This is a genomic window from Microbulbifer sp. MKSA007, from assembly GCA_032615215.1.
In the GTDB taxonomy this organism is placed as follows: Bacteria; Pseudomonadota; Gammaproteobacteria; order Pseudomonadales; family Cellvibrionaceae; genus Microbulbifer.
Genome location: CP128433.1, coordinates 2,231,570 through 2,256,542 on the forward strand (window position 1 = coordinate 2,231,570; position 24,973 = coordinate 2,256,542).

Sequence of the window (24,973 nt, forward strand, 5' to 3'; positions counted from 1 at the left end):
CTCTGCCGCTTCACTTTGTGAATTATGGAAAGGAAACAACTGATGAACGTTAACAAGCTGCCGCTGTTTTCGCTATTTTTAGTATTCCTTGCCTGTTCGCTAACGATCGTAAGTGTCATGGCGCAAGAACCCAATCCCGCCAGTGTCGTCACAATGAAATCAAACCAGGCTGTACTGAAAGAGCTCCCCTTTGCAAATCGGAAGGACTTTGAGGATGTAAAGCGGGGGTTTATTGCTCCTCTACCAAATAATGGTGTTATTAAAGACAGCAAAGGCGATACGGTATGGAACTTGGAGCAATTTCAATTTGCTCGCGATAAAGAGGCTCCTGACAGTGCCAACCCCAGTCTGTGGCGGCAACTGCAATTAATTTCGGAGGGCGGTCTCTATGAGGTGATACCGCGAATCTACCAGGTTCGCAGTGCGGACCTCTCCAATATAACTTTTATTGAGGGCGATACCGGGGTCATTGTTATGGACCCGCTGATTTCTGCCGAGACGGCTGAAGCAGCGTTGAACCTCTATCGGCAGCATCGCGGAAACAAGCCTGTCGTTGCTGTGATCTACACCCACAGTCACGTTGACCACTATGGGGGGGTTCGCGGTGTTATCGATGAAGAAGATGTAAAATCAGGCAAGGTTAAGGTAATAGCCCCGCAAGATTTCCTGATTGAAGCTGTTAGTGAAAATGTCTTTGCAGGAAATCATATGGCGCGTCGTGCCAGTTTTATGTACGGGAACCTGATCCCTAAAGATCCCAAAGGTACCTTAGGGTCTGGCCTCGGTCTTGAAACCTCCACTGGCACCATCACACTGATAGAACCGACAGACTCCATTGTTGAGACCGGGCAAACTTTGGAACTGGATGGACTTATCTTTGAGTTTCTCTTGGCGCCGGGCTCTGAAGCGCCGGCAGAAATGCACTTCTATATTCCTCAACTCAAAGCCGTAACCGCTGCTGAGAATGCAACCCACACCTTACATAACCTTTACACCTTGCGGGGAGCAAAGGTCCGAAATGCTCGTGACTGGTCTCGCTACCTCAATGAAACCGTGCAGCGCTGGGGTGGAAAAGCCGAAGTTCTGTTTGCACCCCATCATTGGCCAACCTGGGGACCAGAGAATGTGGTGAATCATCTGAAAAAGCAGCGAGACCTATACAAGTACCTCAACGATCAAACCCTACGATTAGCCAATCACGGGTACAACATGGTTCAAACGGCTGAGCTGATGGAGTTGCCTCCAGAGCTCTCACAATATTGGGCCAATCGCGGCTATTACGGCAGTGTAAATCACGATACCCGTGCGGTATGGAATTATTATTTAGGGTTTTTTGATGGCAATCCCGCTCGCCTGTATCCAATGCCACCGACGGCCGCGGGAATAAAGTACGTCGAGTATATGGGCGGGGCCGCCAATATTATCAAGCAAGCAAAGAAAGACTATGAGGCAGGAGAGTACCGCTGGGTTGCGGAGGTGCTCGATAAATTGGTTTCCGCAGAGCCTAATAATCGTGCAGCAAGAGACCTATTGGCAGATGCGTTAGAGCAATTGGGTTATCAGCAGGAGAATGGCACCTGGAGAAATTTTTTCTTAAGTGGTGCCAGGGAGTTGCGGGATGGTATCCAGAGATACCCTGTCCCTCTGACTGCGAGCCCGGACACTATTCGCAGTATGCCGGCTGGTTTGATTTTTGATTATCTGGGAATTCGACTCAACGGCCCAAAGGCAACTGGCAAAAAGCTCTCCATCAATATCAATATGCCGGACGTAAAAGAAAAGTATGCGCTTGTGCTTGAGAATGCAGTGTTGAACTATGGCCCCCCAGTTGAGAATCCAGGAAGCAGTGTGCAGATAAACCGCTCAGATCTCAATGATATCATCTTGGGTAGTGCATCTATCCAGGAGAAGATGGAGGATGGGAAAATCAAAATTGAGGGCGATGCGGGAGAGTTGAAGATATTACTTTCTTTAATGGACCGGTTTGATTTCTGGTGGAACCTGGTTACGCCTGAACCGATGGATAAGATGGTGCCAAAGGATTTCTAAGATCGGGTTGACTCAGAAGTAAGCGGATTGCGAAAAAGTATTGATCCATAGGAATAGGGTGAAGTGAATGGCAAATAAGGGAAGTACTCTATCTGAGATGTTGAAAGGGATAGGTACTTTGGAGGATAGTGCCGATTTCACTATTTCTTGGTTTCAGAGGTTACATATATATTTGGCAATCATAGGTTTTGTTATCTATCGCCTCTTGATTACCCCATGGAAAGTGCGGAAGAAAAGGAAATTCTTTTCAGATCTGGATGCCCTGAAGAACTTGCCTCTTAGACTCCCACAGCCTGATGAAATAAATGAGGAGGGGGAGAGCAACTTCCTTAAACAGGGTGAATTGGATTTCTTCAAAAAAAATGGCTTTTTGGTCCCATTTTCTGTTGTTTCAGAGGGTGAGGCTGTCAAGCTGAAGGGGCTTGCCCTTGATGAATATGATAAAAGTTTCCATGGAATTAGTTTTCTCGGGGATAAGGTTCGTGATATCGGAATTAGGCATGGGGACTGGCCGATAGAAGATGCTGGAGCCTATCAGGCACTAAGTCCCCCTTCATTTCGAGAGCTTCTAAGAAAGCCTAAAATATCGCACCGTTTAGCTAGTCTACTTGGCAACGAAGTTATTTGTTGGCGAAGTCAATTTTTCCATAAGATGCCGGGAACTGGCCCCACTGTCTGGCATCAAAATGCAACTTTCCGTGAGACAGGTAAATATGCCAAGCTTCAACCAGCGTTAGATGCAGACCCAGCGATAGTTCAGCTGAATGCGTGGGTGGCTCTAACTGATGCTGCTCGTGAAAATGGCTGCTTACTTTTACTTCCTGGATCGTTTTCGGATGCGAGAATTAGTTACCTATATGAATATATGCAAACCAATAGATTCTTCTATCTGTCGCAGCTTCCGCTTTCACTTCCTCATTTATACTTTATGGCAAAAATCGGCTTCTATGGCTCTATATTTGCAAAGAGTGCCTTGGTGTTTTTCACAGCTGTGGAGATTTTAGGGGAGGATTTTTTTGAAAATTTCGAGGTTCTTGATGTTGAAATGAAGGCGGGAGAATGTCTTATTTTTTCTGCCTTAAATATGCATGCATCTTACCCGAACATAACAAAAATTGACTGCCGGTTCTCCTTTCTTGGGAGGTGTACCACAACTCATGTAAAGGTTTCCCCTTCTGGTAAAGATAGATTTCCTAGTGCTGAAGGCATGGTTGAGTTTGAGTTGCCAGAGGTTAGTTCATTTCAGATATATGGTGGTGATTCGTATGGGTACAACAAAGTAATGCGAAACTAGTGGGGGGTAGTCATTACTTGAATGAGGTTAAGTTTTATGGAGACTGGAAAAAGTACTTTTTCGGAGATGCTGAAGGGATTTGGTTCTATGGGGGATGCTGCAGATTTTGCGATCTCCAAAGTGCAAGCCTTTCAAGTTCTAATAATGATCACTGTTGTTTTGCTTTATAAGCTATTAATCCTCCCATGGCGTGGTTCGAAAAAGAAGCAGATGTTTGATGAGCTGGATAAGCTTAGAAATATGACGGTGACTATTCCGAGAAAAAATGTCTCAAGGGATGGTGGTAAGGATGATTTCCTAACAGAAGAGCAAATTTGTTACTTTGAAAAAAATGGTTATTTGCCACCATTTCAGTTGGTTTCTGAAGATCAGGCAGCAAGTTTACGTAAAGAGGCTGAAGACGCATTTGCTGAAGACTTTCAAGGGGTAAGCTATGTTGGCAGTAAAGTAAGAGAGATAGAAAAGCGGCATGGACAATGGGTAATTGAAAGTGCTGGACTTTACCAGGCTCTTAGAATGAAGTCTTTTAGGGAGCTGTTGAGGAATCCAAAATTATCGCACAAGCTTGCCAGTCTATTGGGTGATGAGGTGATGTGTTGGCGATCACAGTTTTTCGATAAATTTCCTGGTGCTAGCGGCACTATATGGCACCAAAATGCGACTTTTAGGGAGACTGGTAAATATGCGAAACTGCAGCCTACAAAAGATACTGATCCCGCAGTGATACAGCTTACTGCTTGGGTCGCTCTATCAGAATCTACTATTGAAAATGGCTGTTTGAGATTTTTGCCGGGGTCGTTTAGTGATGCAAGAATGGATTTTCTATACAGCTTTATACAAGATAATAAGTTATTTTATATTTCTTTGCTTCCTTTTTCATTCCGATATTTTTTTGATGTTTTTAAGGTGGTTTTGTTTGGTCGGATTTTCACTAAGAGTATATTTGTCTTTCTTACGGCAGCGAAGCTCTTAGGAGAGGATTTCTTTGATAAGTTCAAAGTTAAAGATATGGAGATGAAGCCGGGTGAGTGCATTGTGTTTTCATCTCTAAATATGCATGCATCATATCCAAATACATGTAGTAGTAATTCTCGGTTTTCCTTTGTGGGAAGATGTACGGCAAATCATGTACGGGTCGCACCGGGAGGTAAGGATGTATACTCAACAGCGGAGGGAATGGTGGAGTATGAACTTCCAGAGGTAGGTAGCTTTCAAGTTTATGGTAAGGATTCTTTTGGCTACAACAAGATATTGAAAGATTAACCTTTATGTACCTTTAAAAGAGAGCGTCTTACTTGGTCTCTTGTAGTTTGCTCTTTATATTGTGTTGTAGAGTTATATGCGGTCTGCAGTTGGAAATCCTCACTTGTTACTTTGCTGTATAAGTTTTCTGGCTGAAATACTTTGAAAAACCAGCCTCTTCTTCAGGTGTAGTTGATGTGTTTGACCTATCTATGATAGGAGAGAGGCTGAATTCAGGTGGCGGAGTTTTTGACTATATTTGTGTGTTAGTTTGGTTTTTTATTTGCTTTTCTATCCTATCATTAGGTTAGTGTTGGATACTGCCCTATTTAATATCTTTTTATCTTTTTATCTTTTTATCTTTTTATCTTTTTATCTTTTTATCTTTTTATCTTTTTATCTTTTTATCTTTTTATCTTTTTATCTTTTTATCTTTTTATCTTTTTATCTTTTTATCTTTTTATCTTTTTATCTTTCGATGCCTGGAGTTTGTACGCCTTATTTAGGGTCCTGTCGGTGTTGAATGTCTCATTTTTAAGCTTCCTTATTGTGTTCATATTTTTTTAAGTTACGCACAGAATTAAATTTCGTTTCCGCTAAAATTTCGCCCACTTTTGCATTTCATGACTGTCCGGAACTTATATTTTGGACAGTACCTAACACCAAAATAAAAAACACGGCACTTAAGGCGATTATGGAAAAGTTATTCGGGCAGAAATTATTGGTAATTGCACTAACCGCGGCACTTGCAGCTTGTGGTGGAGGGGAGGTTCGTCGGATTCTGACTCCGATTCACCACCTGTGAGCGATGGCGGAGATGATAATAGTGGGGGTAATCAAGATGGAGGAAGTGGAACAGGTGATAGCGGGTCAGATGATAGCGGGGATGACTCCTCATTGCCTGATAATGACCCATCGACTGTAACCGTTGGAGATGTGTCAACAGCTGAACTCGGGTTTGCAACAATTACCGCTACAGATATCACTTTGCCTAACGCAATGGTAAATGCTCAGGAAGTTTACCAGCTGGCCCACTATATTGGCCGTACGGACAGTGAGCAGGATGAGGAAAATATTGATATTCCTATCCGTAGCTATACGGCCTCCTGTGCTACGGATACTGCCCAGCCAAAAATGTATGTATCCACAACTTTGTCAGAGGGGAATAGTGCCTCTGATACAACCTATGGGTCCGTTTACGAGCTTCAATATAACCCAGATAGCATGAGCTTCGAGCAGACGGGTAACGCCACCATTCTGAATCAATGCTATGAGTCACATGGTATTACGGCCAGTTCGGATTGCTCCAGGGTAGCTGTTTTATGCAATACCGAATATAAGGCCAGTGAGCGATATGATATCGAAAAAGATCTGGTAGAAGAGTACGGTACAACCTGGATGAAGATTGAAGACAATCTTGACAGTGTTGCAGGCACCGATAATGAGAAGAAGTATAATGACCAGATCTGGCTAATGGAGTGGGATAACAAGCCTATAACTGAAACTCCAGATGCCTATGTTGTCAATAAAATGCACGGCGGGACTCATTTAGGAGCTCAAGAGCTATTGTACGTAGAGGCTGATAGCCAGGGGCGCACAAGTTATGCGTTTTCCGTGACAGCTCGTGTTCTTGTTAGCGGTTCGCATTATTCGGCAGGGCTGACAGTTATCAATCGGGATGACTGGTCAATGTCCTTCTCTGGAGATGATCACCGGGGTTGGTACTGGGCGTGTGGCCATGGCCACGTTCTGAATATTCGAGCCTTTTACAACCCGGGGAATGAGATGTACGGGGCTCTGTGTACCAGCGACGGAAATAAATATTATCCATCCCCGGGCCTGAATGCGATCGCCATTAAAATGGAGGACAGTGGATCTTCTGTTTATGAAGGCACCTATAATCATTTAGTGCCCTCGACAAGTGCAATGATATCCAACGGTGGTGGCCATACGGTTGTCCCGGTTGATGCCGATACAAATCTCTCAGTTATTGTATCTCCGAAGTACATTGAAGATGCGAACATGGATATGTTCTTACAGGACGAGCTGGGCATCGATATTAGTGGCGATGGACCCTTCGATGAGCAATGTGCTGATAGCGGCATTCGCAATTGCTTCTTCTCATATATCGACAGTGGTGAATATCCCGTAATTTCGAGGCAGGGTCTCTACTCTGGAGATGCCTTGGATACTACTTCCCTGACACGTGTAGGTATTGCAAAAGTTGATGGGGAAGGCAGTATTGAAGGCAATGGTATTGAGTGGCTGGCAACGGATTCCGATTGCCAAATTAGTGATCCTCAGTTGGTTGATCTGAAAAATGGCCGTTACTTATTTGGTTACGCACAGTTCCAATGTATCTCCGATAACCTCCCGTACAATCGCAGTTACAATAAGAGTGGTGATGCCATGCGTATGCTGGTGCCAAAAGCCTACTATGTAATGGAAATTGATGCAGACTTAAATGTACTTGAGGGGCCGGTAAAACTGACTGACTACGGTTGGGGTGGTTTGGATGAGCCTATGTACTTGGGTAATGGTAAGGTTGCCTGGAGCTATATTAAGAATCCTACCCTGGATAATTATATAGGTGGCCAACAAAATGTTTGGCAGGCAATAGTTTATCATTCTGACAGTGTAAATTAATTGTGCTGATTTGGGGTAAGCTTAGGCTTGCCCCAAATTAAATTATACCTCTGCATCTGTGGTATTTATCTCCCTCCCTTTAAGTTGTTTCCGTAACTCATATATACGTGCCATTACAATAGGGTGCATCATTTTTTATTGTGCTCCTGTGTAATCCATTTCCCAATTTTACCTCAGTATAATCGCGCGGCTTTCCCGTTCCGAAAAATACTTTTCGTTTACAGCGGTGACAGAAGTTGCGACTCCCTGAGTTGCGAAGACTGAAATTGGAAATGACAGAGTATTTTAGTGGACTTTATTTTGCTTTGAGCTGGCAGCGAAGGAATGTTGCATGGCTGGTTCGTAATCAATAAAGAGTGAGCTATGCAGCTATTTGTTGAGAATACATATGGAATTGTTTACCTGGCTCGAAGAGGGGGCGGTTTTAGCTCCGGATACTCACTGCCAACTAGTGCTGAGCAAACCCTGGAAATGTTCAGTGTTTCAGCTCTTCAAGAAATTTACGATTACTTCCTGGGTATGGGAGGGAGTTGTTCAGATCCTCTTCAACCAGGCAAGCAGCCTGATAGGTGGGGTGATTTATCAGCCTCATTCCATTTAGATGTTCCTTCAAGCTACTCCTGGGTTGAGAGAGCTATTTATAAGGAGTTAGTTCAAAACCGCTTGGTAATCGAAGAGGCTCCATTTGCTGATGCGGTGCTAGCCGACAAGCAGTCCCAATTGATTCCTAAAGTCGATACAGGCCTTCAGTATATTGTTGACCTAGGGCGAGTTAATTCAAGGTTATCGAACAATGAATCTACTGATCAGAGTGACTTTACCGGAGGGCTAGCAATATGGCGTAAAGATTTATCTGAAGTAGAGACTTTGGTGAGTTCTATTCGCCCTTTGATGGCGCAGGGGTGCACCGCTAAGAACTATCTGCTGTATGAAAAGAGCATTGAAAAGCAAGATGAAAAATCTATACCGACTTCTAGCAGATCCCTAGTAGATGCGCTTGGTTTCGATGCCAATAAAGTTACCCAGCAGCACTTAGAGTTAGCCTTTGAAGTAGCTGAAACTTTATACCAGGATGCGAGGATACGTGAAACAAGTTTACGTTTCTTCCGCGATTACTTAAAAGCTCTATACGCATCCGAGGTTGCCCTACCAGAAAATGGCCTTTTTGAGATTATCTTAACATTCGCCATGGTGGCATCCGTGAGCGATTCCAACGCTGTCGAGATTTCCAAAGATAATGCAGGCTTACTGAGGTCTCTTCAGGGCGTTAGTAACCTAATGCTGGAATTTGCCAAAATCAAAAAGCGTCGCAATGTATTTTTCCATAAACGCGCAGGAAATGCTGAGGGTAATAAGGCGAGCTTCTCTGATCTGAGTTCTTCTGAAGTTGTAGTACCATCTTCCTCCGGCGGGCAAACATCAAGTACAGGAGCGTCGCAAAGCGGTAAAGGAACAGTCAACGATAATTCTGAAGCGGGTTCTGAAAGCAGCCAGGGTTCGCAGAGTTCTCAGAATACAATCTCTGACCAGCCTGATAAAGCTGGGACCATAACCGGCACAAACCATACTGGGAAGGAAGTTCCTAATAATAGTTGTGCTATTGAAGGCGGTGATCCCATAAACTTAAAAACCGGGGAAGAGCGTTTGACCTTAGTTGATACGCTATTAGACGGACCACTCCCCTTGTTTTTGAGCGCACTTACCGCAGTAGTAATCCCAAAGATTTCGGTTTGGGTCATGGTTGGACTCACACCCTGGGAGAGAGACTAATACCGGCGACCAATAAAAGCGTACAGTTTATGGACGCTGAGGGTCGGATAATTAGTTTTCCCTCTCCGGGGGATAGTGACCGCAGCCACAATGTTGTTGAGCAATTAACACTTACTCGTGTCGCCGGCGATCATTGGATTATTACCCCTTACGGGGCTCCCAATGGCGTGCAAAAACACTTTAAGGCAACCGGTGTAACAGGAGGACTTAAGCTTGCGGAAATACGTGATGGTTATGGCAATTACTACCTGTTTCACTATATCGGTGAACGTTTAATATGCATTGAGAGCAGCCTCGGTGAAGCCCTGCATATCAGCCCTCCGCAAGGGCAGCCGAACAGCCTGCGTATCGGTGAGCTTAAGAAGGAAACTCGCGACGGCCACATTAAATTACTCGCAAGCTATGAGTACAGCGATGTTGGCGACCTGGTTAAAGCCACCGACGCCGATGGTTACAGTGAACAGTACCAATACCATCACCATGTAATTAAGCAGCGCACCTTAAAAACTGGCTACCGTTTCCATTTTGAGTGGGATGTCGAAGGCCCCTCCGCCCGCTGTGTGAGACAGTGGGGTGACTCAATCGATGGTCAGGCGACTTACAATTACCAGTTTGACTGGGACGATGATGGTAAGGGCGTTACTGTTACTGATACCCGTGGTGGCAAAGAGCGCTACCGCTTTAACGACCGGGCCCTGCCGATCTATCACCGCGATCCCGAAGGTGCAGAGACTCTCTACAGCTACAACAACCTGGGGCAGGTTACTCGGGTAGAACTGCCCAGCGACGATGGCAGCCTTCGTGAGGAAATTTACCAGTACGATGACCAGGGCCGCCTGATACAAAAGAGCGATGCCGCCGGCAATAACCATCGTATCGAATACAATGCTGAAGGCCTGCCCGCAAAAGTTACCGACCCCGCTGGTAATAACTGGCAAAGGGAGTACAACGAAAATGGCCAGATCGTGGCCAGCAAAGATCCCCTCGGTAACAAGACCCAATACGGCTATAACCCTGTTGGTTTGATCGGCAGTGTTACCGATCCTCTCGGCAATACCACGCGTTATCTGTGGAACCCCGAAGGCAAGCTCGCCGCAGTAAAAGACCCTATGGGCCGTGCCCAGCACTACCGGTACGACAGTGCTCGCCGACTGGAAGAAGTGCAACACGCCCCCGGCCAGCTGACCCGCTATGAATACGACGCTCAGGATCGTATCCATGCGGTGACCACTCCAGACGGTGCCCGCACACAGTACAGCTACAACCCCCATGGATTACTTACCGAAGTCATTGACTCTGAAGGCCGCAGTACCTGCTATGCCTACGATGGCCTCAGCCAGGTAAAGACCCGCACCAACCCGGATGGCAGCTGCCTGGAATATCACTATGACGGCGAGCGTAACCTAATCGGGCTCACCAATGAAAACGGCGAGCGCTACCAGCTAAAATACGATTTCAACGAACGCCTGATTGAAGAAGTAGGCTTCGACGGCCGCGTTACCCGCTATGCCTACAACCGTGCCGGCCACTTGGTAAGCTCCAGAGCCGTGACCGATACGGACAGCGGTAAAGGTATCGATACTATCTTCGAGCGCGATCCCTTTGGCCGCTTGTTGGAAGAGGTCACCCCGGACGGCAATACCAATTTCCGCTACAATCGCAGTGGGCAATTGATAGAGGCGGAAAATGCCCACCGCAAATTGCGTTGGGAATACGATGCCAATGGCCGAGTTACCGGCGACTGGCAGGGCAAAGAAAAGCTTAGCCACCGATACGATGCAGCAGGTAATCGTATTGCCACGACCTTGCCCGATGGAGAAGTACTTAAGTTTACTTTTAACCCTGCCGGACAATTCCAAAGCCTGCACCGTCGCCCTTTAGGTAGTGATACTGATGAGTTAATCACCCGTGTCAGCCATGATGAACAAGGTAGGGAAGGCCTTCGTCAACACGGCAATGGGCTGGAAAGCCAGAGAGACTACGATCCCCAAGGCCGCCTGCAGAAACTCAGACTGGGCAAAACAAGTAATTTAAATCAGAAACCAGTGTCCGATCCCACTTCAGACACAAACCCAGTCCTTGAGCGTGGCTACCAGTACAACAAAGCTGGTCAGATAGCCAAAATTGAAGACAGCCTGCGCGGTAATCACAGCTACCACTACGATGCCCTGGACCGCCTTACCCAGGTAGAGGGCCCCAACCCAGAGTATTTTGTACACGACCCTGCGCACAATATCCTTGCCGCTGCCAACTCAAAAGACGAAGCCAAACAGCAAGCCAGCGCTACCCAGGTAAAAGGCAATCGTCTCGCTTTTCGCGGTGATACTCACTATCGCTACGATATTCATGGTAATCGGATTGCTGAACTGCGTGGTAAAGGACAAAAACTGCAGACGCGTTATCACTACAACAGTCGCCAGCAGCTGGTGCGTGTAGAGAAACTAAAGGTGGAAGAGGGTGTAGAACACCTTCAACAAGATATCCACTACCAGTACGACCCGCTGGGTCGCCGTATTAGTAAGGCTGTAAACAAAGAGAAAAATGATTTCCTTTGGGATGGCGACACTCTTCTAAAGGAAACTAATACCGATAATCAAACCAAACAGGACCTCAGCGCCCGTACCTACTACTTCGAACCGGGCACCTTTAAACCGGTTGCTCTAAAAGAAAGTAATCTAGATAAAGAAGAGGTCTACTACTATCACCTGGACCACCTTGGTACCCCAGATACCCTTACCAACCATGCTGGTGAAATGGTATGGAGTGTTACTTACAAGAGCTATGGCAATATCGCCTTAGCCTATGAAAATCAGATAGAGCAGCCGATCCGTTTCCAGGGGCAGTATTTTGATGAAGAAACTGGGCTGCATTACAACCGGTTTAGGTACTATGATCCGGGTGTTGGGGAGTTTACCCAGCAGGATCCGGTGGGGCTTTTGGGGGAGTCAATAACTATCAGTACGTACCAAATCCAGTAACGTGGGTTGACCCATTTGGGCTTGACTGTAAGGAAATAAATATTGATACAGGTAGTGCAATAGCATTTATTTCTGAAGGGTCGTCCCAGAGGGGTTATCTTAAGTCAATTGTAAAAGATAAAAAAATGATAATGACTAAAATGGCCAAGGCCGAATTTGAGAATATAGTCTCTGGCGTGGCTGGAGAAAAAGAAAAAGCTAGAGCTAAGCGATTTCTTGAAAAAGTCAAAGTAGTAGAGGATGATCCATCTGAAAGAGCGAAAAAATTGATCCCTAGTAAAAAGGTTGGTGAAAATGATATTGTTATCTTTGGAACGGGAGATAAAAGGAGGGCCATTACATTGACGGCAGATAAGAAGTTTCTAAGTGGAGCCTCTTATCAAAAGGTTGATTTTGATGCAATTGTTCATGATCCAGTACCACTTAAGGGGGATTGAGTGAGTATACCTCAGCATTTGGTTACTACCGTTCGGCTAATTCAGTGCGCCTTTCCTAAAGGTATAGACGAAGTTTCTTATTTGATTTTAATCAAAATTTTGAGTGAAGAAATGTCAGATAGAAATCTTGCAGATTGTATTTCTTATTGTTCGGAAAAAAATCTATCAGAAGTGATGAATGATGTGTATAAGGCGCGGTGCGCAGATTATTCTCATCAAGATATAAGTAAAGTGTTACATAAGTTGGAGGGTTGCGGATATAATGAATGGCTAGAAGAAGAGTGAAAGAGTTGATTGTAATTAATGCAAGAGTCCAGGTGTTTGCGTCAGTTAAGTAGTATTATAATCTAGCATTTATAGAGAGTGTTTAAAACTCTCATATTTATCTCAAAAACTATCATTGAGACATGAATCTTTTACATTCAATTATCGATGTCTGAATTTGTCGACTTTATGTCATTCGTGATCAAATTCACTAGCTTACACTTCCAGCTGTATCCCCAATAGATACCTTGATTATATGTTTGCGCTTAACGTGTGATATCCAATAAACGCTAAAGCATATATCTCTACTTGCCTAAAATAAAAAGGAAATAGCCATGCGGTCCTTAATCTGGGCTGGCCTATGTTCGCTACTGTTTAGCAATATGGTCTGGGCCCACTCCACATCTAAAGATGCCTTTCATATTGGAATATTATTGTACGATGGTGCACAAACTATTGATTATGCCGGGCCCTATGAAGTTTTTGGGCAAGCCAATTATCGTTTAACAACGGTTTCGGAAGATGGTGGAACCATTACTTCAGCCATGGGGCTTAAAGTGGCTCCAGATACCAGCTTCGATCAGGACAATCAATTTGATGCTGTAATTATCCCTGGGGGCAGTATTAATGAAGCAATGGAGAGTCCGGAAGTATTACAGTGGATTAAAGAGCAGTCCAAACAGGCTCAGTACGTTCTATCGGTATGTAACGGTGCCTTTATCCTGGCAAATACTGGGCTTCTGGATGGTAAGAAAGCAACCACCATTCGCGGAGCATTTGGTTCTTTCGAGAAGAACTTCTCAGATGTTGAATTGGTAAAGAATAAAAAGTTTGTTGATAACGGCAAGTTTATTACTACAGCTGGCCTTTCATCTGGTATAGACGGCGCTTTATATCTGGTAAGTAAGGTTGATACGATTGAAAAAGCCAAAAGTGTTGCAGCGAAGATTGAGTACCTGTGGGTGCCAGAGGGGGGCTATATCCGGGGGATGATGGCGGATAAAATCATGCCAAACCTTGGTGACTTGCCTGAGTCAATTCAGTTTGTTTCTAAGGAGTATAGCTATGGTAGCCTGGAAGAATGGTACACTGCGTTTCAGCTTTCCGGTAATGTGGAAACTGTAAAAGCCTGGTTAAGTGAGCAAATGAAAGAAAATCCTGAGTGGAGTAAGGGGCAGGGTAAGTCTATTGACAATAAATGGGTGTATCAGTTTTCTGATGATCGTACTGTATTGCAAGTTGACTTTGTTGCTCCCTCTGATATCAATCCTTGGGTACTTAAGTTAAGCATATTAGATCAAGCGTCATAATTTGGTAGCTTTCATTAAAGGTGTGCGGGTTTTGTACTCAATTCCCACTTTAAGGTTTGTTTTGTGCAGTTGTAGCGCGGGCGATATCTGGTTGTCGTGTGCTAGGCGAAATCTATAAAGGTAAAGGTGGAGACGATAAAACCTAGAATATAGGAAAAGTATTTGCTTTCTGGTCTTCAGATTGAACATACCGTTTGCACCGCCACATCGTCATTTTTGAATTACATTGGGAAGGTTCTTCATTCCGGCGATAGCATATTTGATAGGGCTTGGAAATTGACCAGCCTCTCTTAATGTTATTAAATGTTTGAAAATTTGTGAACGACGGGTTTTTTCCGCCGGTAACTTGAATTTGACAAATTCTGTCCCAGTTTTCTAGTTGTATACTTACAGAAGACGCCATTGAAGCTATTGATAGCGAGGACAAAATTAAAAAAATACTCACAGCTCTCACAGTAAGCCATCCCGTCTGGTGACCTAATATTCGGATTTGCTACCCCAAGATTATATGGTTACGTGAAGCCCGTAACGAATTTCGAGAAGGCATCGGTGGCGGATTAATTAGAAGTGTTTGTTACTTTTTTGTGAGGCGCGACTGTTAGGTCAAATTATGTTGATAGCGGTTGTTCACTATGGGGTTTTAGTCTGAGCTTGGAGTTAGGGATTTTGTGCGGCCTCTATATCCGTCTACCTGATGAAAAGTAAAATAGATGCGAGCCGAGGCTCGCATTCTTAATGCTACCTGAAATTTAAATACTGCTTACTTCGATAGAGGATATGTTGTTTTTATCTTGTGCCTTTTGAGTTTTCTCGGTGTCAATTTGGTGGGGCAAAAAAGTTAAAAATTCATCCTCAATCGCTGAATCAAGGAGTATCTTACAGTCCTCTTCATAGTTATTTAACAGGCGCCATGGATAGCGCTTACCTTGCCTGGGAAGTTCTCCATTTGCCCGTTTTACATAGCCAGAGTCCAGGCTGCTCATTACCGAACCTTGTTCAGAACTGCCTTCGCTATCTATCGCTGTACACACTTGAAAGTTATTTGTTTCCATATACTTGAATAATCGGCAAATATAGCGAGCGGTAATGTCTGCTTTAAGAGTCCAGGGAGCGTTGGTATAGCCGAATACCCATGAGATGTTAGGAACCCCCTCCATTAGCACTGCTTTGTAAGTCAGCTTTTGATTGACTGCTACCGGTGCACCATCAATACAGAGCTTGATACCTCCTAGCACTTGTAACTTTAATCCGGTCGCACTGATAACAATGTCTGCGTCTAATTGTTGCCCTGACGTAAGCAGGATACCCTTATCTGAGAAAGTTTCTATTTCACCGGTGGCAACAGAAGCTTTTCCTGAGCAGATTGAGGAGAACAGATCTCCATCGGGTACAACGCAGAGACGTTGATCCCAGGGGTTGTAACTGGGATCGAAGTGACTGAGATCGTAATTAGCTGGAAGGCTTTTTCTTACATCTTTTAATAGTAACTTTCTAATAAAGTTAGGCCAGCGCTTAGCAGCTTTAAAAATCCAGCGCTGTAACTTGATATTGCGCCAGCGTCCTAGCCTGTGGACCCAGGGTGCTGGCAGAAATTTTGATAGTACACGAGAGATTTTATCGATAGATGGAACTGAAATGATATAGCTTGGGGAGCGTTGCAACATGGTGACATGTTGGGCGGTGGTTGCGAGCGAAGGGACCAGGGTAACAGCGGTAGCGCCGCTGCCGATTACGATAATACGCTTGCTGCGGTAGTCCAGATTTTCTGGCCACTGTTGGGGATGAATCAGTTTTCCTTGATAGTTTTCTATACCTGGATATTGCGGCAAGTAGCCCTCTTTATGGTCGTAATACCCAGTACAGGCAATCAGAAAACTACAGGTATATCTCACTGGGCTGCCAGATTCGGTGTTGTGACCTTCCAGAGTCCAAGCTCGGTCTGTATTGGACCAGTTCGCCGTAGTTAAATTTATTCCAAAGTGAATTCTCTTTTTAACGTCGTATTGCTTTGCGGTGGTTTCAATATATTTTTGGATAGATGGGCCATCCGCGAGTATTTTCTCGCCGGACCAGGGCTGGAAGTCATAGCCGAAGCTGTACATATCGGAATCAGATCGAATGCCCGGGTATTTAAAGAGGTCCCAGGTGCCGCCGACTTGTGCCCGACGCTCGATAATGGCGAAGCTGCGCCTGGGGCATTCGCGACTCAAATGACAAGCCATTCCTACCCCTGAGAGTCCCGCGCCGATAATTAATACATCGAAATGAGTCGATTTCACAATCCCTATCCCTGCAAATTTCTATGCCTTATAGACTGGGTAGATGTGCCCGTGATTTATTGTTAGATTGCGACAAATAATTGTCTTTCCGCGCCACAAAGATGGGGAGCAAGTTATGGGTAGCCTTGTACGAGTCAGTATTCTTTCCGGTTTCAGTGAATTCGTGGAGCAGCTTGGGGGCAGGGGGAAGCCTTCTTGGCCGAGTTCGGTATGCCTTGTGATATCAGCCCGGCGGATTCCCGCTTGGTATCATTTGTTGAGGTCGCGCGCCTGCTGGAAACTGCAGCACGCCGGTTAGATCGCCCCGATTTGGGGCTGTGCCTCGCATCGCGACAAGGGGTGGAAGGCTTGGGTGGGATAGGTGTAGTTGCATGCAATGCGGCCACTCCCCGGCAAGCCTTGCTATCCGTTAGGCGCTTTCTTTCTCTTCATAGTTCATCCCTCAGTATGCAACTGGAACCATTAAGTGAGGGAGATGTACTACGTATTGTTTTTGATTGGCAGGACCCAGCTCTCAATAGCTATCGCCAGATCCGAGAGCAGGTGCTGGGAAATACGCTGACGATGATACGGATGTTGGTAGAGACTGAGTGTTGCCCGCAAAACGTACTGCTGCCTCATGGTCCTCAAATGGTAGAGGGTGACTACTGCAATTACTTTGGGTGTGGGGTTCTGTTTAGCTCGGGCTATTGTGCGATGGACTTCCCAGCTGCATTTCTGGATACACCACTGAAGTCTGCCGATCCAGTGGTTGAGCGATTGGCCATTCACCATTTGGAGCAGCAGAGTGCGACGCTGCCCGTTCCTCTAACTGTAGAAATTCGACAATTACTCAGTGAAATACTGCCCAGCGGCAGATCTCAGCTCGGCACTGTGGCAGGGGCGCTGAAGCTCCACCCCAGAACTTTACAGCGCCGCCTGGCTGCGGAAGGGCTTAGGTTCGAAGAACTATTGGATAACGTGCGGCGGGATCTGGCGACTCGATACTTATCCGATCCGAATCTGGCCTTGGGGCAGATTACGGGTTTGTTGGGGTACTCCGAGCAGAGTACATTTCAGCGAGCTTGTCGACGTTGGTTTGCGGAGACTCCCCGGAATCACCGCATACGCCTTGCAGGCAGCGCAATTGTGGGGCGGCCAGAATCTCCGTGAAAGCCTGGAGGGGGCAGTTCTTTCAATATTCAGTAGGCTCCACCTCTCCAGGACGCCAGGTTTTCTCCAGCCATGGCCCCAAGGGTCCATACAGTCTCAGGATTACGAAAAAACCTTTGTTAGGTAAGGTCTCCAGCCAGTTTTTCTCAAACCCTTTTGGCGCCTTGGGTCCAAAATAAACGTCATAAGAACCATCGGAATTTTGTCTTATCCCTTTCGACTGGCTGCTTACTGCGGGAAAGGGTTGGCTGGTTTTTAACATTGAGCGCGTTTGGCTGTCGTAGATATTTACTGCCCAAAAGGCATTGACCGGTACATCGGGGGGCAGGTGCAATTTGTATTTTCTAGAGCCATCAAAAGGCTCTTTGTTTTCATCGACAAAGGCAATGGCGTAATCAGAACCTTTGCCAGGTTCAATAGCAGTCATTGCTGGGCTGACACCGGTATAGGGGTAGAAGTAGCTGACTCGGGCGTCACTATTAATGGTTTTGCCATCGGGGCCATTGAAGAAGATGTTCTTGCCGGGAAACGCCATTACCCAGGCGCTATCTGTGCCTGGGTAGATTTTGATATCGGAGAGGGATTTGTCTGTCCGTGGGTACCAAACAATTGAGCGGGCTATACCATTACCAATTGCAACTGCGTCCGTAAGAATTTTGGTCATTCTTTTATCTGGACTGAAGGCTTTCCCTTTTTCAATGCCAATTGAGGCAAAGAGGCCGCGCGTTTCTGGGTTAAGCATCCCAACCCACTCGTATTGAACGACTTCATTAAGGTGCTTATAGAATTGATAGTCATTAGGGTGGATGGTGTTGAAGGCCTTTCCAGACGCACTGATAAAGACCATCCTTGGCGGGTTACCTTTTTGAGCCAGGGGGTAGATTCTCAAGTTGTCTTTGATGTTTTGTACGGCCTCCGGCAAAGGCTGGTGACTTGGCGAGCGCATAAACACCCACAGTCGGAAGGAGCGAGGGTAGATGGGAATGTAGCCGAAGGGAATATTGCCTTTATAGTCTGGTGGCAGTAACAGAAACTTTCCCCCGCGCCCCTTATCCGGGCCAGAGGAGCCGATATCTTCAACAAAGCGGAACCACGCATCATTAAACGCGCCCATAACGTCGGGCGGCGAGTGAAACACAGTTGGTCCGTCTCGTTTTAGATCTAAAAAAGCCAGCGTATAGATAGTCGAAGTATTGCCTGTGAGAAAAAGAGACTCAGAGTTCATTAATCGATCGAAAATCAAGACTTCATTGGCAGACTTAGCGCCAAGCTCTCTTCCCCTTTCATCAGAGCATGTACTGATGCTCCCTGAATTCCTTTGAGGAAACTATCTACCGCACGCATATGATCCAAATAGTCGTAGAGCTTTTCTGCGGTCTGGGGGTAGGGAGCGCCATCGCGGAATTCGAGGGTGCCAATACTACTGTCCACCTTATCTGGAGTACTGATTGATTTCAGAGTCTCTGGATGTAAATCGGCGCAAAGCGGCAGAGAGCTGGTTAACAGAAGAAAAACTCCGACAGACCCAAATGCGTACTGAAGTAATCGAATCAAAATAGCTACCTCTATATGCAAGGCGTGCGTGATACGTAAGTGTGTGGTATTGCTTCCTCTATTGGGGTTATTTCGTGCCAATTTTTTGTGTTAACTGCCGGATTATAAAGATGGCTATCCCCAGGCGTAACTTGGGTATCTTTAGCGATAAGTTTGGCTTAATTTTGATCTGGTGAGGCCGGTGATTCAAAAGGTCAATTTTATTGTAATTATTGGTCTGTAGTATTTAGGCTGGCGCCCATGTTTTGTCTGGCAGACCCGGATTTAAAGGTTTACTTGAAGTCAGTAATTTCACGCCGCTACTGATTTGGTCTCTGTAATCGAAATTATTACATTAACTTGCATTCAAATATTTATCTGGCTTTCAGCGCCGGTAGCCGATCACTTGTAAAAGAAATCTCTCAAGGTTTCATGGTTCTCAAAAACCACCTTCAGAAATAAGTTTGAGTAATTTTTAATATTTGCCCATCCTATTTTGTGACCATTCGGTTCAAATTTTTTGGGCTTTATAGGGTTTTACTACCAAAAAAATTATTTTCTTTTTTTTGGTCATTTGATGGAATTAAATCCTGAATAAATTGGTTTTTCATTGCCTATTTTTTTACTTGGTAGTGGTGCGAGATCGGAAAAAGGGTTTATTAACTTCTTGATTTATTTGTCTTTTGGAATGTTTGTAATGTTTAGTCAGATCGAATAATTTCTAACAGGATGAAACTTTTCATGGATTGATAAAGAGGTTGTCATAAGCTTTACAGAAAATGCTTGTCATTATTGGGTCATCCGATTTATAAAATGATCGTCCCATGTAGCCGGTTTGAATAGTTTTTTTTAGGCTTATTCGGACTAGATCAAAAATCTTAGAATAATAAATGGACTAAAAATGTTTTCTCTTGCCAGCCTGTTCGAGAAAGTTGTGGAAAAATGTTGGCAAGGTCGTCTGGAAAATCTGGATGGCGAGGTTTTGACCGTGGCTCACTGTGAGAATGCGTGGCTCTCACTTACAAACGAAGAAGTTTGTTTCAGTGCTGGCGACCGCATTTTAGTGTGTACTCAGTCTGAAATAGAGGCGGTCGCCATTATGTTGGCGGCGTGGAAGATGGGGTTGGTGGTTGTACCTGCAAAGGGGGATCTGAGCCATTCTTCAATTAAAATGATCGCTTCAGACTGTAATGCCAAGGCGATATGGCGTGCTGGAAAAATTCAGGCCTTGCCCGATTATCAGCAGGAATGCTCAGAGTTTGAAGTGTCTTCTATTCCAGTGGTCACAGGCGTAGATCTGGCTCTGGTGATCTATACCTCAGGAAGTACTGGTAAGCCAAAAGGCATTATGCTTACCCATCAAAATGTTCTGACCTCCTTGGCCTCAATATCCCAATATTTGGGCCTGACAGCACAGGACAGAATTTTGTGCTTATCCCCTTTATCATTTGACTACGGTCTTTATCAGGTACTATTTGCGCTATATAGCAACTGTACAACCATCCTCTACGACAAACCATTTAACCCCATACAAGCCCTTAAAACGATTTCAGAGCGGGATATATCTGTTCTTCCGATCGTGCCAGCAATGGGGGCTGCGCTGGTGAAACTGGTGGGTTTGGTTAAACCTGATCTCAGCAATCTGCGCAGTATCACCAATACTGGGGGCCATTTATCTGAGTACATGATTCGTGCCTGGAAGGAGTACTGCCCAAGTCTAAATGTTTTCTCTATGTATGGTTTGACTGAGTGCAAGCGAGCCTTGTACTTGGAGCCAGAGCTTTGGGAAGAAAAGATGGGTTCAGTTGGCAAGCCGATCCCTGGCCTGGATGCACGTGTATTTATACCTCACTCAGAGGTCAGTAAATTTAGAGAAGCAAAAGCTGATGAGGTAGGTGAGCTTTATGTTCGTGGGGCGGCAGTGATGCAAGGCTACTATAACCCGGCCGCTCAAGGTGGTGCAGAAATCTTTTCTGGCAGATATCGGGACGACAACTGGTTGGCGACAGGAGACCTTTTTACCCGTGATCAGGATGGCTTTTTCTATTTTAAAGGGCGTTCAAAAGACTTAATAAAACAAGGTGGATTTTGCCTGTTTCCAAAGGACTTGGAAAATCATATTGATATGTGCCCATTGGTACATATCAATGCAGTCATCGGCACTAAAGATAAGCTCGAGAATGAAGTGGCTACTTGTGTTGTGGAGCTTCATGAGAATACCGCTGACAATCAGAAGCAGTTTCGCACTTGGCTGAAAGCGAACATAGATACTGACTACGTGCCGAGAGATATCAGGTTTATTGATGGAATTCAATTAACCGCTAATAGCAAGGTCGATAGGAAGCGCTTAGAACAGGATTTACAAGTCCATGCCTAATGATCTGAGTATATTTAGGCGGGATCCCGCCTAAAACATAAAACGCTAACTTAATAAAAATATAAACGATACGTTTAACCCTTGGGGGAGTTATGGGTGCACTGTCAGATGCGCTGGTTCAACAGTTGGGCCAAAATAAGAAACAGCTATCTACACCTTGTTATATCTATTCCGTTAAAACTGCTCACGATAACTACAAGCAGCTGAAGGAAGCGCTGGGCACGGGATTGATATACTCTCTGAAAGCCAATAGTTGCCTTGATTTAATACTTCGTTGTGGGCACATCTTTGAAGACGGTATTGAGATTGCATCTATAGGCGAACTAAATCTACTTCCTAAAGGGAATAGCCCCCGATTTGTCAATAACCCATCGGCAGATAAGGCCTTTATACGCGCTGCCATTGCGAGTAAGTGCCATTTAATTATCGACAATCTGAATCAATTAGCTTTGGTTGAGGAGTTGAAGGCAAGGCGGCCAGTAAACCCTGTCGTTTTAAGGCTTAATCCCTCAATCTTGAGCCACTTTGATAGGAATCAAAAGGGATTAAGAAAAGATCATTTTGGTTTCGACTGGAATGGCTGCCTTGAGGCTTTGAATTTTTGCAAGAAACATGAGATTCCAGTTTTAGGTTTTCATTTGTTCAGGGGCTCATACTCCTTTAATAAAGGTGCTTTCGATACTGCCAAAGTGGCTTTACAAGTTGTTTATGAGTTTGAAGAAATACTGGGATACCCTCTGTCATTAGCCAATCTAGGTGGTGGGTTTGACCCCAATTGGCGGGAGCAGGAGTTTGATTTTGAGCAATATAGAAATTTGATTGCTGAATTTCCAGATCATATCAAGGTAGTTCACGAGAGTGGTCGAGCAATTATGGGCTCAGCCGGCTATTTCGTCACGGAAGTTCGCTATAAAAAGTCCATTAACGGTGACAAGTACGCCGTATGTGATGGGGGAATGGCCCAAAATTTTCTGTTGGCGAAAACGGAAAGTACCTTTAAACGATTCCAGCAACCTCATGTTTTGCGTAATGGGACTCCTCTAAAAGGGAATGATGAGGGGCAGAAAGTCCTTTTAGTGGGCACATCTTGTAATAAGGAAGATGTGATTGGGGAAGTCAACAATATTGACCTTCGAGAAGGGGACTTAGTCATATTTGATGGATGTGGTGCCTATAACGCAAGTTATACCGTAGCACCTTTCCTCAAGTTGCCGGCTCCGAACTCTTATCTGGTGGAGTAGATCATGGAAATGCAATCGGTTGTAGGTGGTTTTGTTCTCAATCAATTATCCAGTATTTCACCAGTGCCCAGCACATTGAAATCGCTGTTAGAAAATTCTTGTGCTCGGCTATTCGATGCATCAATGATTATCGAAGATCCTTTGACAGAGCTTGCACCACTTAGGGACGCTTCGGTTCAGCAGCCATTAGAGCAGTTTGAGCAGACCTTTGTTATTGATCAAATTATTGACACTGTCCGGGATGAAGGACTGGATAATCACTTTCACAATATGATCGGGCTATTTGGCTCGATTATGTTGAGCCTGACTGCTACAGATGATCAGCTTGCCCAGGTCAATAAATGGGTGGAGCAGGGGATTTTCGGCCACTTCCTTATGACAGACCCCGGCGGCCCGAGCCTTATGGGTTGGAAGACAGAGCTGGTTGAAACTGATAGCGACATGCTACTGAATGTCGACAAGATCCACGGCATTGAGGCACATAAGCTTGGCTTTGCCATGGTAGTTACCAAGCAACCGGGAAGGCCTTTTCCCCTGACAGTGATGTTGCCGCCAGAACTCTGTAACCAACTACGGCAGAGTACTGTAGGAGAGCCGTTTTTAAATGGCACCTTACAGCTGGGAAATTGTAAGGGTAAAGTATCAATTACCAAAGATATGTTGTTGAGCAAAGGTGGGTTGGGTAGCGTCAATCGATTTTTAACACTGGTTCGCCCGCGCTTTGTTAAATCACTAATGCACTTTGTGCTTTGGCTACATGACTGTAAAGAAGCTCATTTAACCTGCGAAGATCAGGCTCATATAGAGTATCTAATTTATTTGTGTAATGAGCAGGTAGCCGAAACCACTTTCTCTATGCACAGCGTAAACCGTGTACTGGCAACGAAATTTACCAGCAATGAGCTTTTGCTGAACCTGGTCTTGTCAGGAAAGATCAAATCCGTGAATCGACAGCGTGATCTGTTGGCTTTCACAAAAATGGAAGGCAGTTCATATCGGTGCTTCTTTGAGATATATAGCAAATTTAAGGGGCTGCGGGTATGAGCCTGTATTTACGATCTGCAGCTTTTATCCCTATAGAAGGTATCGCTGTCTCATCCAGTAGTGATGTATCAACTGCCTTTGGTGATATTGCCAGGATTATCCGAAGACAGACAGATAGTGTATTAGATGCCGCTCCAGAGATAAAAGATTCGCAAATAGATCGCCATTTTTTATGCTCTACCATGATTGAACTTCCTTTGAGCTCATCGGCGATTAGTGAGCAGGACTTCAATTACGGTGATAATGCAAGAGCGCCAGTTACCAGTTTTGTTAATACCTATGAATGTGCATCTTGGGGTTATAGCCTTCGGCATTACCTGACACAAAATCCGGAATCGCGCTACTTACTGGTTAGTATTCTTGACGCCAATGTTTTAGATCTAACGTTTTGGCGAGAAAATGAAAATTGGGGCGATAGTGGTTTTGGTCTCTGTACACTGTTGTTTGAAGTGCGGGATCTTGACAGTATAAACCTTAATGCATCCTGCACGATTACTTATAATACAACTCCGGAATTTGCCACTGTCATCCGAAAAATGGCTGTTGGACGAGATGACCTGACTTTATCTTTACCATTCTTTCCAGAGAATATTCGCCAGATTTTCTCCAAATTGTTGTCGGCCAATCAAAAGTTACCAGACTTGCATGATCGATGGGGGCATTGTTTTGGTAGTGATCCCTGGCTGAATATTATTTGCCAAGGCGCTGAAAAAGGCTTTGACAAGCAAGAAAATTTTCTGGCTTGTTCGATTGCATTGAATGGCTATTATTGCACTGTAGAAGTTACCGTTGATGAACAAAGTCACTTCTATCTAATGGAGGCCGCGTGATGAAGACTGTTGAGCTATCAACGTGTCTCGAACGTAACCCCTATCCGGACACATTGAAATCCTGCTTAGCACAAATGCTGCCGTTGTGTACTGAGCAGGACTATCTTGCATTATCCAGCCTACCAGTTAATTCCAGTCCGGTGCTACTGAATCATTCGGAGCACTATCAATTACTGCTGGATATTCTGCGATACTTTGAAGATTCTGAACTGGATATAGACTTAATCTTGATAAAAATGCAGATGCCCGCTGGTGGGCGTATGCCAAGTGCTCTATTACAAGACACCGTTTTAATGCTTCATGACCTGGCTGGTGAAGAAGCGATATTGGTTAGAGAAGGAAAACGATATATAGCTATTGAAGATAGCTTGGTTCGCCACCCATTTGAAGCGGGAACAAACCAGCTGAAAATCAGGTTGGCAGTGGATATTGATTGCCATGATCTCTTAATTGAGGGGCTTTCTAAACTACTTATCGAGTGCGGTTTCGGTGATATAACAATAAACACCATGGACGGGACAGCATAA

Annotated in this window: 18 protein-coding genes; 15 read left to right on the forward strand and 3 right to left on the reverse strand. The window is 44.9% G+C overall.

The features are described from left to right. Positions 1–42: 42 nt before the first annotated feature. The 9 genes from QT397_12815 (at position 43) to QT397_12855 (ending at position 13,990) form a co-directional block, all read left to right on the forward strand. Positions 43–2,049 (forward strand): alkyl sulfatase dimerization domain-containing protein, encoded by a 2,007-nt coding sequence (locus tag QT397_12815; GenBank protein ID WNZ58174.1) that lies wholly within the window; start codon positions 43–45, stop codon positions 2,047–2,049. A 67-nt stretch (positions 2,050–2,116) separates the two neighbouring features. Beyond that, positions 2,117–3,343, forward strand: coding sequence for a phytanoyl-CoA dioxygenase family protein (locus tag QT397_12820; GenBank protein ID WNZ58175.1), 1,227 nt, complete (start codon positions 2,117–2,119; stop codon positions 3,341–3,343). Between the two features lie 36 nt (positions 3,344–3,379). Continuing rightward, entirely contained in the window at positions 3,380–4,606 is a 1,227-nt protein-coding gene (locus QT397_12825) for a phytanoyl-CoA dioxygenase family protein (protein WNZ58176.1), read from the forward strand. Positions 4,607–5,386: 780 nt separating this feature from the next. Next, positions 5,387–7,231, forward strand: coding sequence for a hypothetical protein (locus tag QT397_12830; protein WNZ58177.1), 1,845 nt, complete (start codon positions 5,387–5,389; stop codon positions 7,229–7,231). Positions 7,232–7,702: 471 nt separating this feature from the next. After that, positions 7,703–9,001, forward strand: a complete 1,299-nt coding sequence (locus QT397_12835) for a hypothetical protein (protein ID WNZ58178.1) — start codon at positions 7,703–7,705, stop codon at positions 8,999–9,001. Beyond that, positions 8,962–11,979, forward strand: coding sequence for an RHS repeat-associated core domain-containing protein (locus QT397_12840; protein WNZ58179.1), 3,018 nt, complete (start codon positions 8,962–8,964; stop codon positions 11,977–11,979). The genes QT397_12835 and QT397_12840 overlap by 40 nt, the downstream gene beginning before the upstream one ends. Before the next feature lie 41 nt (positions 11,980–12,020). Further along, positions 12,021–12,416, forward strand: coding sequence for a DUF1308 domain-containing protein (locus QT397_12845; GenBank protein ID WNZ58541.1), 396 nt, complete (start codon positions 12,021–12,023; stop codon positions 12,414–12,416). After that, on the forward strand, positions 12,417–12,701 hold the full coding sequence (locus QT397_12850; GenBank protein WNZ58180.1) for a hypothetical protein: 285 nt from the start codon (positions 12,417–12,419) through the stop codon (positions 12,699–12,701). 314 nt (positions 12,702–13,015) lie between these two features. Next, positions 13,016–13,990: a DJ-1/PfpI family protein gene (locus QT397_12855; GenBank protein WNZ58181.1), complete on the forward strand. Its 975-nt coding sequence runs from the start codon at positions 13,016–13,018 to the stop codon at positions 13,988–13,990. A 749-nt stretch (positions 13,991–14,739) separates the two neighbouring features. On the opposite strand, the gene QT397_12860 is transcribed toward QT397_12855, so the two are convergent. Beyond that, positions 14,740–16,269: an NAD(P)/FAD-dependent oxidoreductase gene (locus QT397_12860; protein WNZ58182.1), complete on the reverse strand. Its 1,530-nt coding sequence runs from the start codon at positions 16,267–16,269 to the stop codon at positions 14,740–14,742. A 195-nt stretch (positions 16,270–16,464) separates the two neighbouring features. On the opposite strand from QT397_12860, the gene QT397_12865 reads away from it, so the two are divergent. Beyond that, on the forward strand, positions 16,465–17,421 hold the full coding sequence (locus QT397_12865; protein WNZ58183.1) for an AraC family transcriptional regulator ligand-binding domain-containing protein: 957 nt from the start codon (positions 16,465–16,467) through the stop codon (positions 17,419–17,421). A 22-nt stretch (positions 17,422–17,443) separates the two neighbouring features. On the opposite strand, the gene QT397_12870 is transcribed toward QT397_12865, so the two are convergent. Next, on the reverse strand, positions 17,444–18,646 hold the full coding sequence (locus QT397_12870) for a DUF1254 domain-containing protein (protein ID WNZ58184.1): 1,203 nt from the start codon (positions 18,644–18,646) through the stop codon (positions 17,444–17,446). Between the two features lie 14 nt (positions 18,647–18,660). Continuing rightward, on the reverse strand, positions 18,661–18,975 hold the full coding sequence (locus QT397_12875; protein ID WNZ58185.1) for a hypothetical protein: 315 nt from the start codon (positions 18,973–18,975) through the stop codon (positions 18,661–18,663). An 880-nt stretch (positions 18,976–19,855) separates the two neighbouring features. Between QT397_12875 and QT397_12880 the strand changes: the two genes are divergently transcribed. The 5 genes from QT397_12880 to QT397_12900 all read left to right on the forward strand — a co-directional run bounded on the left by QT397_12880 (position 19,856) and on the right by QT397_12900 (position 24,973). After that, positions 19,856–21,331, forward strand: a complete 1,476-nt coding sequence (locus tag QT397_12880; GenBank protein ID WNZ58186.1) for a long-chain fatty acid--CoA ligase — start codon at positions 19,856–19,858, stop codon at positions 21,329–21,331. Positions 21,332–21,423: 92 nt separating this feature from the next. After that, positions 21,424–22,572, forward strand: coding sequence for a PLP-dependent decarboxylase (locus QT397_12885; GenBank protein WNZ58187.1), 1,149 nt, complete (start codon positions 21,424–21,426; stop codon positions 22,570–22,572). Between the two features lie 3 nt (positions 22,573–22,575). Continuing rightward, a complete protein-coding gene (locus QT397_12890) occupies positions 22,576–23,616 on the forward strand; it encodes a hypothetical protein (GenBank protein ID WNZ58188.1) in 1,041 nt (346 codons plus the stop codon). Continuing rightward, entirely contained in the window at positions 23,613–24,446 is an 834-nt protein-coding gene (locus QT397_12895) for a hypothetical protein (protein ID WNZ58189.1), read from the forward strand. Before QT397_12890 ends, QT397_12895 begins: the two co-directional genes overlap by 4 nt. Beyond that, positions 24,446–24,973, forward strand: a complete 528-nt coding sequence (locus tag QT397_12900; protein WNZ58190.1) for a hypothetical protein — start codon at positions 24,446–24,448, stop codon at positions 24,971–24,973. Before QT397_12895 ends, QT397_12900 begins: the two co-directional genes overlap by 1 nt.

Excerpts from the sequence above, each read along its gene's own strand:
- QT397_12820 (WNZ58175.1), top strand. The coding sequence starts at position 2,117 with ATGGCAAATAAGGGAAGTACTCTATCTGAGATGTTGAAAGGGATAGGT.
- QT397_12825 (WNZ58176.1), top strand. The coding sequence starts at position 3,380 with ATGGAGACTGGAAAAAGTACTTTTTCGGAGATGCTGAAGGGATTTGGT.
- QT397_12815 (WNZ58174.1), top strand. The coding sequence starts at position 43 with ATGAACGTTAACAAGCTGCCGCTGTTTTCGCTATTTTTAGTATTCCTT.
- QT397_12855 (WNZ58181.1), top strand. The coding sequence starts at position 13,016 with ATGCGGTCCTTAATCTGGGCTGGCCTATGTTCGCTACTGTTTAGCAAT.
- QT397_12870 (WNZ58184.1), bottom strand. The coding sequence starts at position 18,646 with ATGAACTCTGAGTCTCTTTTTCTCACAGGCAATACTTCGACTATCTAT.
- QT397_12895 (WNZ58189.1), top strand. The coding sequence starts at position 23,613 with ATGAGCCTGTATTTACGATCTGCAGCTTTTATCCCTATAGAAGGTATC.
- QT397_12900 (WNZ58190.1), top strand. The coding sequence starts at position 24,446 with ATGAAGACTGTTGAGCTATCAACGTGTCTCGAACGTAACCCCTATCCG.
- QT397_12890 (WNZ58188.1), top strand. The coding sequence starts at position 22,576 with ATGGAAATGCAATCGGTTGTAGGTGGTTTTGTTCTCAATCAATTATCC.
- QT397_12885 (WNZ58187.1), top strand. The coding sequence starts at position 21,424 with ATGGGTGCACTGTCAGATGCGCTGGTTCAACAGTTGGGCCAAAATAAG.
- QT397_12880 (WNZ58186.1), top strand. The coding sequence starts at position 19,856 with ATGTTTTCTCTTGCCAGCCTGTTCGAGAAAGTTGTGGAAAAATGTTGG.
- QT397_12835 (WNZ58178.1), top strand. The coding sequence starts at position 7,703 with ATGTTCAGTGTTTCAGCTCTTCAAGAAATTTACGATTACTTCCTGGGT.